We start from the raw sequence: 15,916 nt of genomic DNA, 5'->3' as shown, positions 1-15,916 counted from the left end.
AACAATGCTGTAAATGTTCCTGCTATAGTTGCAAATATTAATTTTATTGATACATTACTCATTGTTCTTCATCTCCTTCAAATAAAATTGTATGAATCAGCCCTAATGTTTTAGGTGTCACTTTAATACTATGAAGTTCATTCACATTAATTTTTTGCACATTAATATTTACTGTTTGATCTAGTAGTTCATTTAATTCTTGATAAAAGTCCTCTAGCTTATCCTTTTTCAATTTCACCTTGCCATTTGCCAAGTCTTTCTCTTTATATTTATTGATTAATTTAGAACGTAAGTCCTGGGTTATCTTATACTCTTTTTCAACTTCCCGCATGTTTCGTTGTATTTTAAAAGCTACCCCTATAGGTAGCTCTTTATGGACAATATCTTCTAGTCCTTCATTTAAATTAAATACTTCTTGTACTGTTACTTGCATGTTCATTCCTCCTTTTAATATTTAATAGGTTAATAACCCTCTCGCATATTTCCATAAACTATCCTCTGACTGATAAACAACTGGATATTCATAAGGCACCATTTGTATTCCATCGGCCAAAGTTCGGGAACCATTATTACTTAAATTCTCAATTCTTATTCTTAAATAGATGGTACCTGCAGGTAAATTAGTAAAAGTAGCTGATGTACGTTTCCACCTGTACGGTTCACTAGGATCAACATCAATAGAAAAACCTCCTACACTACTGGACTGAACAAGGTTCAAATCCCAATCGTACGCATGTACAAGCAACCGACATGTTGTAATTTCATTGGTATCTTCATATGCAGAAAAATAAGCGCTAATGGTGTAAGGACCATAATACATTCGATCAATATCCAGAGGCACATATTGAATCCAATAATAGCGCTTTTCTAATATAGCTGCTTGATACCCGAATTTTGCACGCTGGAAATCATCTGTTTGATAAGTAGACTGAACACGTGCATACGCTCGATTACCTGCAACATCCCACAAGAAACTGTTGCCCATACGATTAATGTCTACCCTTCTAATAGCAGGAGCCCATGACCCATCTCCTAATGGTACAAGTTCAAAACTATGATCATTAACCATATTAGTAGCACCATGTATAAGAGATTCCGTTTGTGTTATTTTATCTTTCAATCGAAAGCTCCCTTCTTCGACTAAAATACCGTCATTATTAATCGTTGTATTGGCTACTTCTATAGATCCTTTAAAAGTAGCACCTTCACCAAATATATGTCCTGTAAACTCAATACGATCGGCATCAAGTAAGATAGCTTCGGGAGATAAATTAATGGCTCCGATTACGCCATCCTGATCTACTTTTAGGTTGATTTCACTATTTAATCCATTTATCTCAATCTCAGCACTACTCACTCTAGCTTCGATATCACTAACAACTGTTGCGTCTGCTTTTAGTTCAATTTGATCAGATAAAACATTTATTTTAGATGATAAACCAGTATACACTCCATTTATTTCCTGATTAACCGTATCAATCTCGCCTTGAACATAATTAGCATCAACCTTTAACCTGATTTCATCTTGCGCCTGTGTTATATTTGATTCAGCAGTAATTAACCTAGTGTCCACATCATCAAGATTAATTTGTAACGTGTCTACATCATTTTCTAATCCTGTGACAGAGGTTTGAATTGGTTCAACAGTGTTATTCGTGTATGTAATAGCTTCATCACGTGCTGTACTTGATACTGTATTTGCATAGGACTCAACATCAGATCGGACTTGGTTATCCTTATTATCGACTGTCACTTTTTCGTACGTATATTCATGCAGTTGTTTCAAGGCTTGGGTTGCATTTATTTTTTGAGATAATACCTGTTGCATTGATCTAAACAACGTCATTAAATCCTCTTCATCATACTCAATAAAATCACCTAACACATACTTCTTTTGCGATGGCTTTGTAATGCTTCTTTCTACATCTCGTACCCTTGCTTCTAAATAGAGTGGTGGTGAGTAAGAAGTATCCTTTATTCTTACCGTATCACCTTTTCGAACTTTTTCATGACTAAAACCAAAAACATGCTCGATTGCTACCTGGTCACATTCATATTCAACGACTGCGTTAATACGTTTATTTAACTCTGTTTTTCCAAGTGTCTGCAATCTATTTTCTGTCATATCTTGGTCTTCTGAGGTAGGTTCGTAAATACCCCACAAGTGTTTTGGATTATTTGCTGGTCTACCCCAACGATTACGAGCATCTTCATCCGTTACAGTTACTTCTAATTTAGTTCCGTCCTCTCTTTCAGGTCCATAGCAAATTAAAGCTGTCACTATGTTTTCAGAATTCTCTCGCCTAGTAACTCCGATTAAATCTTTGCCAACAGTTATCTCTTTACCATTCCAGGCACCTATTCTTTCCACTAGATCAACATAACGTCCAATAATTTTATTTCCTTCCGTCTCAATCCGGAAATCAAGTTCGCCCTCGAATACGGTAGCACCTCTTTTTAAAACAGAAAAAGGATAAGACGTATTTTCTACCGGTATAGTTTTAATCCCTAGGTAGTCAGTCTTACCTCGTTTCCATCCAGTACCGTCAAGTACCCCATCTAAAAAAGTATTAACTGTCACACCATCATAGGTTTTGGATTCAATGGTTTTTTCCTTTTTTAAATCATCAATAAAAGATGCTTTTGCATACACTCTTTTTACTTTTTTATCTTTTAATGTTTCATCGATGATAAATTCTCGATAATAGCCATCATCATCAGGGATAATTACACGGTTTCGGGAAGTTAAATGCTCACTATTGTCATATAAAACTTTAAAGTTAAAGTACTCTTCATAATTGTTTAAACTGCTAAAATGTACATCATCCCAGAACAGTTTTTTGTGATTGCTATAAAAGTCAACTATAGTATCTGATTGTTTGTCAATCACATGCAGCATAGATATCACCTCCTATTTATATCTATCTGTCCATCTAACCGTTGTATCAAAATAGTTTTCCGGAAACGTGAATAAATTATTTTCTACCTTGTCCAACATAAAATAATTTGCACCAAAAGCTTTAAGATTAGTAACAGGCTCATCATTTATCATGACCAGTTCGTTTTTAGAATCAACTACTATCTTATCTCCCTCATGTGCAATGTATGGAATCATATCCTCGTCCATCAACAAGGTATTATTATCATGTACCCTAGCAGCATAGATACGCATCGGAAACACAGGATTATTGCCATATCTAGCAAAAAACAACACAACTTGCCTAATTGGACGTTGAAAATCAGGATCATTGTCTATGATTACTTCCTTGTGTCGTGCATGAGGTACACCATTGTCATTTACTTGCCACGTGTATGCTTCAAATCGGTTTCCTTCTCGTCTTAGTCGAATGTTTAAGGCTTTACCACTAAATACTGTAGATTCAGGGCCAGAATCCCCGTGAAAATCCATCACCCGACGACGACGGATATTCCGGCCATCGTTCAAACGAGCTAGCACACGAACATTTCTAGTTCCTAATCGGCTGTTAATTAAGCCGATAGATGCAACAATTCGGTCATCCTCATCTAGAAAAATAGCCATCACTTTTCCAACGCCATCCCCATTGTTCAATGCAATACACCCAAATGTGATAGAAAAATCACCTACGGATTTTGGGAGTGATCTCCGTACAGCAGGACCATACCAACCAGATTGACTAGACCCATATGCACTCGGAATAAATGAATCGCTATCTCGTACTTCGATATCACTACCACTAACTGTTCCACCTGATACTTCATCATCTAAGAAAAAACCCTCAGTCATATGCGACCAACCCACTAAAGAATTTGTACGCCATTGAGCTACCGAAGGATATTGTTCTATGGTTCCTTTATCTATATCATACGGCTGTCCAATCATAAAAAAGTCTTGATCACCTTTCGTCACCATAAAAGATGTGACACTTTCTTTTGCTGTAGCTTCTATAATTGGATAAGCTTCTGCAGTTCCTTCATTCTTTATAGTAATTGCATCATTTTCAAAAAGATATGGTCCTTTTTGCTTCCCATACTTATATGGATCAGTACAAACGATAGTAAACTGTCCTTGATGTATAAAAAAGTATTCTTTGTTTTGTCCTGCTTTTTCTGGCCTTCCATAATACGTCATGTTTGGTTCGTCCAGAAATACAATAGGAACATCTTCATCAACATCAAATATAGCATTCAGCTTATCTATATTTTTTCGTAATTCAGCCTTATTTAAAGCTAAGATATCAGCTTCGACAGTAATTATTTTAGAAGGTCGCCTCTTCCCCAGTACATATGCACCATCAGTCCCAGGAATGCTTAATGATTCTAATTCTGTAGAAGCTAAACCACGCCCGTTGATAGATTTTATTGTTAGATATTGCGTTAAATCCACACTGTTAAATATCAATCGATCACCTCCTATGTAAATGATTTTTTAATTCGATTATTACGTTGTATATTCTCGTCTACAACTTTCCAAGTGATAGTTCCTACCTCTCGACCGTCTATATTTACCGCAGAAGGTTGAATAACTACAGCATTAGAAGCATTACCTTGATTATACTCCCTATTCTCTTTCGCCGTTAAAACTCTTTCGCCTTTGTGTAACCTTGCAATATACCCATCAAAGGGCACATTGGAAAGCCCTGTATAATGCGACCCATCTACTTTCTTTTTATTGCTCTTCCAAAATGTCACTTTCTCTTTTAACCAGTCAACTTTCTCGCCTACCCATGATTTTATACCAGACCATACAGACTTCATTCCATTTTTAAGTGAATTAAATATTGATTCTCCAGCACTATACAATGCCCCACCAATACCTTTTATTGTGCCAACAGGGTCATTTACAGCTTTAGAAAACCATGATTTTATACTTTTCCATACAAAGACAAAACCATCTTTAATTCTACTAAATGCACCTTTAGCAGCTCTCCATAACTTACCACCTATACCTATAATAATAGAAAGTATTATTTTCAAAAAGTTACCTAATAATTTTTTAATTCCATCCCATACAGTTGAGAAGATTTTTTTAACTCCATCCCAAACACCCTGCCAATCACCTTTAAAGGCAGCTGCAAATATTTTAAATATATTCTCTATTACTTTAAATACTGTTTCAAAAACAACTACAATACTATCCCACACAAGTTCTGCTATCGTTCTTATAGCCATAAAGTCATTTTCCCATGCAGTTTTGAGCCAACTCAATATAGTTGAAATAATCTCTTTTATAGATTGCATAACTGATGATATGGTGTCTCTTATTCCTGCAAAATTCGTCGCAACTGCTACAGCTAAAAGTACAATTGCCCCTATAACTAGTGTTATTGGATTCGTAAGGGCGGCCATTACCAGACCAGATGATTTTATTGTTGCGCTAACTCCCATAATTATAGGTTTCAATTGAGTGTATTTTATCATCATACTTCCTATTAGCCCTATTATAGGACCTATAGCTATAGCTAAGCCTCCTACTATGGCAATCATTTTCATTTGTTTCTCTGATAATCCACTAAGTTTATCGGCTAGTTTTTCTATCAGGTCCGCCGCCATTTCTATAATTGGGGAAAAAGTACCTCCAAACTCTATGGCACTATTTTTTAATGCATTAATTGCGTCAGGAAGTCTATACTCTGCTGACTCTGACATTTCATCAAATGTTTCTTTTGTAATTCCAGAACTGTTATTCATTTTATCTAGTATTTCATTATACTCTTTACCCCCATCATTAAAAAGTGTCATGGCTGCAGTTCCTGCTTCAACAGAACCGAACATATCCTTAAGGGTCATTCCGTTATCTACTGCATAATCATTCATCATCTTTAAAATGTCAGTAGTTGGTACGCCTTCTTTTTTAAGTTGTGCGAATCCCTTACCTGCCACATCTCTTAATGCTTTATCAGCTTTAGAACCACTTTTTGTAAGTTCCGATAACATCTGTCTTGTATACGTTCCTGCTTCTGCAGTTGCTATACCATTTTTAGTTAAAGTTGCATAAGTCGCAGATAACTCTTCTATACTATAGTTACTACTAGATGCCACAGGAATTACTTTACCCATAGATTGTGAGAGTTCATCTATTGTGGTTTTTCCAGCGTTTTGTGTGGTGAGTAGTATATCACTTACCCTAGTTGTTTCTTCGACCTCTAAGCCATATCCATTCAATGCAGTCGTAATTAAATCAACAGAACTTGCACCTTCTGTAAAGCCAACTCTAGCTAGTTTCATAGCTTCTGTAGTAAATCCTATTGCCTCTTTTTGATCTACACCTGCCGATATGGACTGATATACCGATTCAGTAAAATCTCCAACTGCAGCTCCTGTTTCAGTACTTGCGTTTAATATATCTTTTTTATATTTACCAAAATCAGTTTTATTGCTATCTAACAATGTAGAAACTTTCGTAAACGATTTTCCAAAATCCATCGCCATTTTTCCACTAGCAATACCAACACCAGCAAGAGGAATTGAAACATATTTCGTTAACGTTCCTCCTACTTTTTTAAGACCTTCTCCTACTTTTGCAGTATTGGACATACTTTTACTTATTTCTCTTGCCTTTGCAACACCTATAGCTGAAGCTTTATCCATTTCAGACTTAAAACCATTTATATCCACCTTTATTTTAGTCATTAAAGGTGCTAATGATATTCCACCAGTCATATTATTCCCTCCTTCCTTGGAAGGCTCTTATTGCCCTTGTGTCGGCTTTAGTTTGTTTTAATCTCCATAAGGTTTTTAAAAATTCCTGTCCTTTTTCTGTTTGCTTTAGTCCATATATCCAACTATCCTTTTTATACAATAAATAAAGTGAATACGGAAGACTATAAACTTCATAGAAGTTTAAACCAGTATATTCACTAATCGCCTTTACTTCACTTGTTAAATTGTTAAAATCTTTCTCCCACTCCTCAGAAGGAAAGTATTTTTTAAACAATGCTTCCCTTACTTTTGGGTCATCAGGAATGGGAATTCTTAGTTTGGGTCTTGATCTACTTCCACAATAGATTCAATTATTGCTTTAATTGCACTTACAGGAAGTTTATCTATATCATTTACCTTAAACTTCTTAGCACTTGTATTGTTATTTAGTATTTCAGTTACCAATTCACTTTGTTTATCAAGTATTTCATCATCCTCCAAACCATCTAATGCAGTAAATTTTTTTATAAGTTTAATACTTGGTTCCTGGATTTTTATAACTTCTCCATTAATTTTTAAAGCTATTGTCCTATCTATATATTTATCTATATCTATCATATTTAACACTCCTTTTATAATATTAAAAAACAGCCTATATTTAAGGTGACCCCAAAAAGTCTAACTTTTTGGGGTCGGTTCAATTTACAGACCGTTTATGTTTGTTTTGCTTAATTATTTATTTTTTGCTAAGCGCTGGATGTTCATAGTATGTGTCCACTACTTCTTTAAGATTATCTATCGGGAAATTCTCCCAATTTATTTTATCTGCAATCTCTCTTGTCATATCAATATTCATTACCTCTACTAAATCTTCATTCCCATATTTATCAACCAAAGGGTACTGCCACTCTATCCATACCTTTCCTATTTCTTCTATCTTAAACATTTCTTCAAGAACTTCTATTGAATCTAACCACATACCTTTTTTAGTCATGTTTGTAGAAAGATTTTGATTTCCTACTAAAGTTATAGATACGAACTTATCATCCTCAATCTCTATAGTGCCCATATGGTCTCTAACGTCAATTTCTACAATATTTGTTTTTTCTCCTAAAGTATCCTTCACTATCTTTTCAACCTGTTCATCTAAAGTTAATTTTTCTTCTTTTTCTTCTTCTTCCTCTTTTACTTCCTCTTTTTTAACTGTTTCATCTTTATTAGAACTTTCTTTTACTGCATCTGCATCTTCATCTTCACCTTTAATACCTTCAATTATCCCAGCTATTGCCGCACTACCTACAAATAAAACTACAAAAATTATGATTATCCACTTAATAACTTTTTTCATAGTATTAATTCCCCCTAATATGTATTTACATATTATTATACCAGAGGGAATGTTTAAGCTCTACATATATTTTTATTATTCTGATTATGCTCCTATAGCTGCAGCTTCGTAGTCAGTCAATTCTTCTTCAAATTCTGCTAAAAAGTTCTTCAAATACTCAATAGCAGAAATCTCACTATCTACTACTACTTCTTCTTGCCCAAATTCCATATTAAAACCATTTCCACCTTGGCCAATCATTGTAAATCTTATTTTTTTACCATTATCTTTTTCATGTACGAATCTAACCAAAATATTCTTAAGGAATCCACCGCCACCTATAGTAAGTTTTCTTGTTTTTTCAGTTGCATCTTCTGTTATTTTAGCAGTAGATAATAAAGCTAATTTATTTAAGTCCCATGTTAAAAGACCTGTCTTGAATTTTACTTCTTCTTTAGTTATCACACTTTTTACAATTCTTCCATATGAATTCTCGACATCATACTTCTCTGGTAAATACTCTACACTCGCACCACCAGAAGTATGCCCAACATTATGCTGTGATGTCTCTATTGTTGCATGATCCGGAATTACATCTCCAGCGAATTCATACATATAAATTTCACCAGCACCTAATAATATATTATCTTGTTCTGCACTCATTTAATCCCCCTCCAAAATATTATAAATATTAATGTATTTTCAAACATTTGCAAATCGTCCCTGTATAAAATACCTCCACCACTTAAAGAGCTCTTAAAATAAGTGCTTCCATAAGCAATAAAAGACTTATCTTCTTCCATATCTATTATTTTATTTATTGTTGTTTCTATTTCTTTTGTTTTATCATAATCAGACCATATAATTTTTAATTCTAATTGTGTTTGTTTTACGTGCCCTCCACTGATAGGAGTTGTAGAATAAACAATAGAAGGCTTTGATATATTGGTTGTAAACACAGGAAATAGTCTATCTTTCAATTCTGGAATATTTAACTCTATATAATTTTTAATATCTATCTCCATCTATCCACGCCCCAATCCACGTCCTAATATTTTATTAATTTCATCTTTGTTATCTTTTTTAGCATCTTCTAAAAATGGTTGAGGTCTTTGCCCCACAGTTTCATGCCAACCTTTATACTTTCCACTCTTAACTTTGTACTTCCATGGTGTTTTTCTTCCATCTCCATTAACTGCATATATACCTGTACCTTGATGAACATAAGGAGCATAACTCATGCTATTTCCTACAGTTCCTATTATTTCACTTTCTGTCATAGATACCTTAGAAAACATTGAGGCTCTTAAAGCTCCTTGATCTACAGGACAGTTTATTTTCGCTTCTCCTTCTAAAAACAAACAAGCTTTTTCAGTGTTTTTATATGCCTTCATAATTATTTCATAAGTCGCTTCTTTTATTGATTTTACAAATTCTCTATTATCATTATTAGACATCTGTATCAATCCTTTTAAGCAATAATTGAGTATATCTCCCCTGTGGTTTAGAAGAAATAATATTGTAGATATCAAAATCATTTCTAAGTCTATTTATCCCCTCTTTAATGCTTTTATGCTTGGTTAAACCTATATGACTGGAATCATTGTATTTGACGCTTTGTGTGTTGATTGTATCGTCCACATCATATATAGAAACTTTGATTTCTATAGAATTTTCTATATCCCAATATTCTTTGCTTGCACCAGAGGGAGTTCTAATTTTTATTTTAGTATCTAAAAAGTAGGTCTTTATATTTCTTTTTATACTGGCCATAAAATCACCTCGGAAGTTTTCTAAGTCTCATAAGCCTTTTTACAATATCTTTTGGATATCCATCCTCAAAGGATTGAGACACTCCACTAAAGTTTTCAATCTTTAACCCTTCTGAACCTTGTTTGTTGTATTTAATTACAACTAAATCTCTAACAATACTTTCTGCTTGGATAGGTAATATATCACAGTTAAGATATTCTTGTATTTCCCTTGTAATATCTTCTATATAAATATTTAATAATTGGTCTTCATCTGATCCATTAACACCTAATATTGTTTTAATCTTTTCAATCATGTAATCACCGTCCTAAAAAGGAAGAAGACTACTATTTAGCAGCCTTCTCTTTTACTTTCTTTTCCTCTTTTACTTCCTTAAATCCCTTTGCAAGCAAATTATCCCTTTGTTTTTCAGTCCCTACTATTTTCACAACATGACCTCTTTCTAATTTAAACATTTTATCCCTCCTATACTAAAGCTTCTTTAATATTAACTCTAATAGTTTTAAATTGATTATCTTTAATCCATAGATCATGATACTTTCTATAATCCAACTTCCACGCATCCGCCTTCTGGTTTTGATCAGGAGTAAATATTCTAACTTTGTCTGTTTTGGATACGGCTATTGGTGCTTGTTTAGGAGTAATGATCCAGTTGATGTTTTTTGCTGTGCCATCTGCTACAATACCGCCTGCTTCTTGTCCCCCTGTCTTACCATCATTATACACATACTTTGTTTTCATTCTTGCAGATGGAACTTTGATTATTGGGTTGTCATCAATCCCTCTAACCTTTGTTTTAACCTCTCCACCAAAATCTAAGACTGATAATTGCTTTGATAATTCTTGGGAATTCTCTAATATAGAAGCTATTTGCATGTTCATAGTGATTACTAGAGGTATTTCACCAGCTACATCATAAATGGCATAAATGTCATCTTTCAACTTGGTCAATACATCGGTAGCACTTGGGGTGTAACCACCAGTAGCCGACTCTTTTGTAATAGCTTGGCTTGCAATAGAAGAATATCTATAAGAATCAATTTCAGGAATAACCAAAGTTCTTTGAAATTCTCCCATTACATTGGCGGCAGTAGCAATGAAATTGGATTCGTCTACATCCATTCTATCTAACTGGAAAGTTCTACCCCTGTCTTGTGTTAAAGTCTTAGTTTCATAGCTAAGATTTACCGATCCTTCTGCAAAACCTGTAGCTCTATCATAATCACCTAGTCCATCCATAGAAAGAATAGGTATTTTACATTCATTTCCTCCATTATACTTAACAAGTCCTGCATTAGCTTCCATCCATCCACTGGTTGCCTGTGCCACTACTTGCTTATCTAATTGTTGCATAAATATCTTTGCATACTCTATTACATTCATAAATTACACTCTCCTTAATATCCTAAATTTTGTTTTATAGTTGCTTCTATTTGGTCCATTCCTCCGGGACTATCTCCTGTATCATTTGGACTATTCCCTGAAATCGCTTGAGTAAATAAATCTTTGTATCCTTCTTTAATGCTATTTCCTTGCTCTTCTAAACCATTAATAGAACCATCATCAGCTATAGTGAGTTTTTCTCTATCAAATTTAGTAGATAATAAATCCTCATATTTAGCATTATTATCTTTTAGCCACATCTTGATAGAGTTATCTAAAGTAATATTTCTTATTTTAGATTCATAATCATCTGCAGCCTTTTTATTTGTGACTTGTAACTCTTTAATCTGTTTTTCTAAATCTTCATTTCCTTTGACTTTGCCTCCTAAATCTTTCAATTGTTTATCTCTTTCTTTAATATCACTTTCTAATTGCTTTTTAGCTTCTGATACTTCATTATATTTGTCTTTTGGCATGAAATATTTTGGTACCTCTTTATTAACTGAAGTTACTATTTCATCAACCTTTGACTCTTCAATTCCGGCTTTTTTCAATGAATTTTTTAACCATTCCATCTTATCTACCTCCATACTTTTTTATACTGGTCAGTGCCAGTTTTAGGTTCTTTGTTCTTTATGCCCTGCAAATACTAAAAAAGGGCAATATAAAAGCACCTACTCTTGTAAGTGCTTATTTCACTATGCCAGCTATACCTTTTACTAATTCTGCTGCTTTTTTCATTAATGAGTTTTCTTCTAAATACTCAAGTCCTTTGAGGGTTATAGATATGTTCGTCATTCTAATCAATGGAACTTTCTGTCCGTTTGCTTTTATTAATCTTACTCCTGATATATATCCTTCACTCACGAGCATTTCTATTATTCTTGTCCATCTAATCTCACTTATTCCTAGACTTTCATGAGTAATCAGATCCTTGTCAAAATCCTCTACATCCATATATTTTTCTAACATCTTGAGTATTTTATATATAATTTTAAAATTATCCATACTATTATCTCCCTTATAACCTAAGCACTTACAAGAGTAAGTGCTTAGGTTTTATAATAGCTTTAATCCTTAGAATTCGTCACACGAAATAATATCTCCTTCTTTCAGTTCATACGGTTCAGCTTTTCGCAAAGCTGTTAAGTAGATATCAATTGTTTGTTCAAGCGTATACTTACTCATGGCGTCATCCAAATCACCAGGCCAAAAAGGAGGTTCTTTACGGAATTGTTTTCTATAATCTCTTCTAATAGCGTTTATTGTTTGCGAACCATATTTCTTTTCATATTTTTCAAGTAATTTTTTATTTTTTAGGTCTTTGGACATGTTATTTACTCGCCTCCTTAATAAAATCAATTACTTTACTATAAGACTTTGGAAATACTTCTTTCATGAATTTATCAGCATCTCCCTGCATTGTATAGGCAGAAAACATATGAGCGAATGCCTCTTTACCTAAACCATCCGTATCCTTTTTGTCTTTCCAATATTTTTTCGAATGGTGCCATCCCATATGAACTTTATCACCTGTTAATCCACTTAGAATATCAGATGCCCCATTGTAGCCATATGAATAATTATCTTCTGCGTAATCATACAATCTTTCAGCTAAATCCTCAATATTTTTTGCACCAAAATTCTTTATTGTATCTTTTAATTCCTCTTTTAAAGAGTTTGATAAACCTAGCTCTTTGGATTTGTAGTTCCAAACTTTAACATCTTGCGTAACATACTTTTTAGTGACAACACTTCGATACCTCATTTGATAAGAATCATCGTAACCAAACAAAGAATCAATATGGTGTCCGTACTCATGAAAGAATGTTGTGTAATTAGCCTTTCCTTTGTGTAGACGTCCTTCTATCATGCTTTTTTCATTGATACTATCCTTCTTAAAGTCGTAATAAACACCTTCACCATGTCGATAATAGGACTTCTTACTATTTGCATCCACCATGACTAAATCGTCTTGTACTTTAGCCCATAGATTTTTCACATCTTCAGGAGCGTTATTCAATATATTTTCTAGAATTTCCTGTGCTTCATCACTCATATTCCCTTTGACATTATTAGTAAATCCTATTTCACTTTCTTCTATTATACCACTATCTTTATTATTTGAACCACTATTATCTTCAATTTCAATAACAGGAATATAAGTACATCTACAATTAGGATGTAGAGGCAATATTGGCGCTTTATCTATTTTATATCGCTTGCCATGTTCTCCTCCACATTCTGGACAAGTCCTTTCATCTAGTGCCGCCAAAAACTGAATTTTTTCAATATCTGCATCTTTATATGCTTGAATTGAGCTTTCATTTAGATAATGCATAGTTTCTGTTCTAACAAGTCTATGAGCTTCATTATAGCCTTTCTTCATTCTATTGTCTAATTCTGTTGCTATCTCTACTATGGTTTGCCCTTGTACTAATCCTCTAACCATTATTTCGTTTAAGTTTCTTTCTAGAATTCTAGTATTCTCCCATAATCTATTAGAAAAATTTTCCCCACTCCAGGGATATTTGACTAATTCTTCTATCATCTTTTCGCTTGGAGTAGAGTATTCTAACTCTCCAATAGCTTTCATAGTTATATCATAGTTTTCTTGATATCCTTTTGTAATATCTTCTTTGAATCCTTTTTCTACTCTTTTAGAAAGATCTTTTATTTTAGACTCTATGTTTTTATTAAGCTTAGATAATCTATTATATTGGTGCATATCTGTGAGGGTAGGTGCGTTGGATTTAATCTTTTTTGATATTTTGAATAGTTCAAATTGAATATCTTCACTACATTCTTCATAAAACTCTATGAGTGCCTTATTCCTTTTTTCTATATCGTTATATATTCCCCAAGTTTTATTAGCTATTCTCTTTTCCCAGTATACACTACTATTCATTGCCCTCACCATCTTTTACAGGGACTTTATCATACTTTAGTCCTGCTTCTTCTTTATATCTTTGAGCTTGCTTCTCTAATTTCTTAAGCTCTTCTTCTAAGTCACCTACCCATGGATGATTAGCAACTATTGTTTCGTCTGATATTATGGTTTTAGATTTAACTGCATTATCTATAGCTTCGCTCTCATTAATTTGTATGTCTCTGTTAAATATAATCTTTACATCCTCATTAAAATTACCCTGCCCATTTTCAGCAAGGTATACATTGATAAAATATAATAATTGTTCAAATGCTCTTCTAAATTCTCTTTCTAAATGATTACATTTAAGATCTAACCCAGCATATAAAAACTTTAAAGATATGCCACTTGGATTATTGCCAAATTTATCTTGGTCTGTTGGTACCCCTTGGCCAAATTCATTTATGTCCCTTTTGAGTTGTTCAAAATGTTCTTTTGCTGCAGCAATATCTATAGTAGGATTAAGAGTATCTACTCCTCCATGTTCAGGATCATCAATTTTTATAGCCCTATAGTAATTTAAATCTTTCATAAAATCTGCTATGTCTTCTCCACCATATCCCTTTAAAATATAAATTAGATTCTTAGTTTCTTCTATAAAATTATCTATTTCACTCCTAGATTTATCATAGCTATCTATCAAAGACTTTATAAATCTAACATCAGGATATTCTATAAAATTATTTTTAAATGGTATGAAAGGTACTTTCCCCCAACTTCTACCTTCCTCACCTTTTTTATAATGAAGAATAGGACCACCTTCAAATTGTTCAATATCTGGAATAAGTCTGTCACTATTAACTACATAGTAATAGATTTCATTTTCTGTATGATACTCTACTTTGGTTATTTTCTTTTTCTCTCGACCTTCATATACTGTTTGAATATAAAATCTTAACATTCCATCTAATTCAGTATGCGTATTATCACGCCATAAAGGGACACATTGTTCTGCTGGTATTAACATAGTTCCAAAGTTACCTTGTTCATCAATATAGACTTGTAACCATGCAATACCTTTATTAGAAGCTTCATAGCCCAATCTAGTTAGTGTATATTGAAAGTATTTACCTAATGTATCTTTTAACTTTTCTACATAATTTTTATTTTTACAATCTAATGTATAGTCCTTTGCAAGGAGATACCCTATCTTTTCATCTATTAAATTCTTCATAAATCCATGGGCAAGTTTATTATTAGCTTTAGATTTATCTTCTATGGCACCGCTATCGGTTAGTCTAGTTATGACTCTTTCATTAATATCATTGTAAACCTTATAATATTTCTCTCCTGTGACCATCCATGATTTTTGGTCGCTAGAGTTAAATTCTTGTATTTCATTATAGAGTATTTCTTCTGTAGACATTACATTTATCTTGTTGTTAAATAAATTAAACATTTTCTCACCTCACTACTTAAGTATTGATAGACCTTTACCTTTATCTATAACTTCAACTATTCCTGTTGTTGCATCTGGAGCATCATCGTGTTTGTTTTTACCTTCCTTTTGATAAGTTGTCATAGCTTTATAATATTCTGGCCACTTATCTCTCCAATTAACTGGATAGTATATATGATTCATAACCCAAGTAGAATTAGATAATATTCGGGCTTGTTTATTTTTATTTTGGTGAAACCATTTTATCCTGGTTTTATTACTGTTATACTTTTCTTTTAATATCCTTTCAACTGCTCTTGCAAATCCTCTACCACCATTATTCGACTCTATGTCAGCTTTATTAACTTGATTTTCATAAAGCATTTTAGCCGTAGAAGGTTCTGTTATTTCCATTGAATCTTTTGTGTAGTATATGTCTAGAATATAAGCTTCTTTATTATATACACCATAAACAATAGCACATAGATAATCGCTACCTTCATCA

20 protein-coding genes are annotated in these 15,916 nt (G+C 33.3%); all 20 read right to left on the bottom strand.

Annotated features, from left to right (window positions below):
- Nucleotides 1-58: 58 nt before the first annotated feature.
- Nucleotides 59-433, bottom strand: a complete 375-nt coding sequence (locus GOQ29_RS09450) for a hypothetical protein (protein WP_203372406.1) — start codon at nucleotides 431-433, stop codon at nucleotides 59-61.
- Nucleotides 434-454: 21 nt separating this feature from the next.
- A complete protein-coding gene (locus tag GOQ29_RS09445) occupies nucleotides 455-2,899 on the bottom strand; it encodes a phage tail spike protein (protein WP_203372405.1) in 2,445 nt (814 codons plus the stop codon).
- A gap of 12 nt (nucleotides 2,900-2,911) precedes the next feature.
- Nucleotides 2,912-4,381, bottom strand: a complete 1,470-nt coding sequence (locus tag GOQ29_RS09440) for a distal tail protein Dit (RefSeq protein ID WP_203372404.1) — start codon at nucleotides 4,379-4,381, stop codon at nucleotides 2,912-2,914.
- Nucleotides 4,382-4,392: 11 nt separating this feature from the next.
- A complete protein-coding gene (locus GOQ29_RS09435; RefSeq protein WP_203372403.1) occupies nucleotides 4,393-6,642 on the bottom strand; it encodes a phage tail tape measure protein in 2,250 nt (749 codons plus the stop codon).
- 1 nt (nucleotide 6,643) lies between these two features.
- On the bottom strand, nucleotides 6,644-6,916 hold the full coding sequence (locus GOQ29_RS09430) for a hypothetical protein (RefSeq protein ID WP_207750689.1): 273 nt from the start codon (nucleotides 6,914-6,916) through the stop codon (nucleotides 6,644-6,646).
- 38 nt (nucleotides 6,917-6,954) lie between these two features.
- Nucleotides 6,955-7,239, bottom strand: a complete 285-nt coding sequence (locus GOQ29_RS09425) for a hypothetical protein (protein ID WP_203372402.1) — start codon at nucleotides 7,237-7,239, stop codon at nucleotides 6,955-6,957.
- A 118-nt stretch (nucleotides 7,240-7,357) separates the two neighbouring features.
- A complete protein-coding gene (locus GOQ29_RS09420; RefSeq protein WP_203372401.1) occupies nucleotides 7,358-7,969 on the bottom strand; it encodes a hypothetical protein in 612 nt (203 codons plus the stop codon).
- A gap of 84 nt (nucleotides 7,970-8,053) precedes the next feature.
- Nucleotides 8,054-8,611, bottom strand: coding sequence for a hypothetical protein (locus GOQ29_RS09415; RefSeq protein WP_203372400.1), 558 nt, complete (start codon nucleotides 8,609-8,611; stop codon nucleotides 8,054-8,056).
- Nucleotides 8,608-8,973 carry a hypothetical protein gene (locus GOQ29_RS09410; protein ID WP_203372399.1) on the bottom strand — a complete coding sequence of 122 codons (366 nt, stop codon included), beginning with the start codon at nucleotides 8,971-8,973 and terminating at the stop codon, nucleotides 8,608-8,610. Before GOQ29_RS09410 ends, GOQ29_RS09415 begins: the two co-directional genes overlap by 4 nt.
- Nucleotides 8,974-9,405, bottom strand: coding sequence for an HK97-gp10 family putative phage morphogenesis protein (locus GOQ29_RS09405; RefSeq protein WP_203372398.1), 432 nt, complete (start codon nucleotides 9,403-9,405; stop codon nucleotides 8,974-8,976). It abuts the gene before it with no gap.
- Complete coding sequence (locus GOQ29_RS09400; protein WP_203372397.1) at nucleotides 9,398-9,721, bottom strand: hypothetical protein; 324 nt, start codon at nucleotides 9,719-9,721, stop codon at nucleotides 9,398-9,400. The genes GOQ29_RS09405 and GOQ29_RS09400 overlap by 8 nt, the downstream gene beginning before the upstream one ends.
- Before the next feature lie 4 nt (nucleotides 9,722-9,725).
- The gene (locus GOQ29_RS09395) at nucleotides 9,726-10,016 is read right to left on the bottom strand and encodes a phage head-tail connector protein (protein WP_203372396.1); all 291 of its coding nucleotides are present in this window, start codon (nucleotides 10,014-10,016) and stop codon (nucleotides 9,726-9,728) included.
- A gap of 31 nt (nucleotides 10,017-10,047) precedes the next feature.
- A complete protein-coding gene (locus GOQ29_RS14850) occupies nucleotides 10,048-10,176 on the bottom strand; it encodes a hypothetical protein (RefSeq protein ID WP_286672875.1) in 129 nt (42 codons plus the stop codon).
- 10 nt (nucleotides 10,177-10,186) lie between these two features.
- The gene (locus GOQ29_RS09390; RefSeq protein WP_203372395.1) at nucleotides 10,187-11,104 is read right to left on the bottom strand and encodes a hypothetical protein; all 918 of its coding nucleotides are present in this window, start codon (nucleotides 11,102-11,104) and stop codon (nucleotides 10,187-10,189) included.
- Between the two features lie 14 nt (nucleotides 11,105-11,118).
- On the bottom strand, nucleotides 11,119-11,679 hold the full coding sequence (locus tag GOQ29_RS09385) for a phage scaffolding protein (protein WP_203372394.1): 561 nt from the start codon (nucleotides 11,677-11,679) through the stop codon (nucleotides 11,119-11,121).
- Between the two features lie 115 nt (nucleotides 11,680-11,794).
- Nucleotides 11,795-12,112, bottom strand: coding sequence for a YjcQ family protein (locus GOQ29_RS09380; RefSeq protein ID WP_203372393.1), 318 nt, complete (start codon nucleotides 12,110-12,112; stop codon nucleotides 11,795-11,797).
- Between the two features lie 69 nt (nucleotides 12,113-12,181).
- A complete protein-coding gene (locus GOQ29_RS09375) occupies nucleotides 12,182-12,436 on the bottom strand; it encodes a hypothetical protein (RefSeq protein WP_203372392.1) in 255 nt (84 codons plus the stop codon).
- A gap of 1 nt (nucleotide 12,437) precedes the next feature.
- Nucleotides 12,438-14,012, bottom strand: a complete 1,575-nt coding sequence (locus tag GOQ29_RS09370) for a minor capsid protein (protein WP_203372391.1) — start codon at nucleotides 14,010-14,012, stop codon at nucleotides 12,438-12,440.
- Nucleotides 14,005-15,432, bottom strand: coding sequence for a phage portal protein (locus tag GOQ29_RS09365; protein ID WP_203372390.1), 1,428 nt, complete (start codon nucleotides 15,430-15,432; stop codon nucleotides 14,005-14,007). Before GOQ29_RS09365 ends, GOQ29_RS09370 begins: the two co-directional genes overlap by 8 nt.
- Nucleotides 15,433-15,444: 12 nt before the next feature.
- Nucleotides 15,445-15,916, bottom strand: a 472-nt coding sequence (terL, locus tag GOQ29_RS09360; RefSeq protein WP_203372389.1) for a phage terminase large subunit, incomplete at its 5' end; no start/stop codon positions are given.

Source organism: Anaeromonas gelatinilytica, assembly GCF_016820635.1.
GTDB classification, from domain to species: domain Bacteria; phylum Bacillota; class Clostridia; order Tissierellales; family SIT17; genus Anaeromonas; species Anaeromonas gelatinilytica.
The sequence above is the reverse complement of the archived record's forward strand: the minus strand, read 5'-3'. Positions and strand labels throughout refer to the sequence as shown.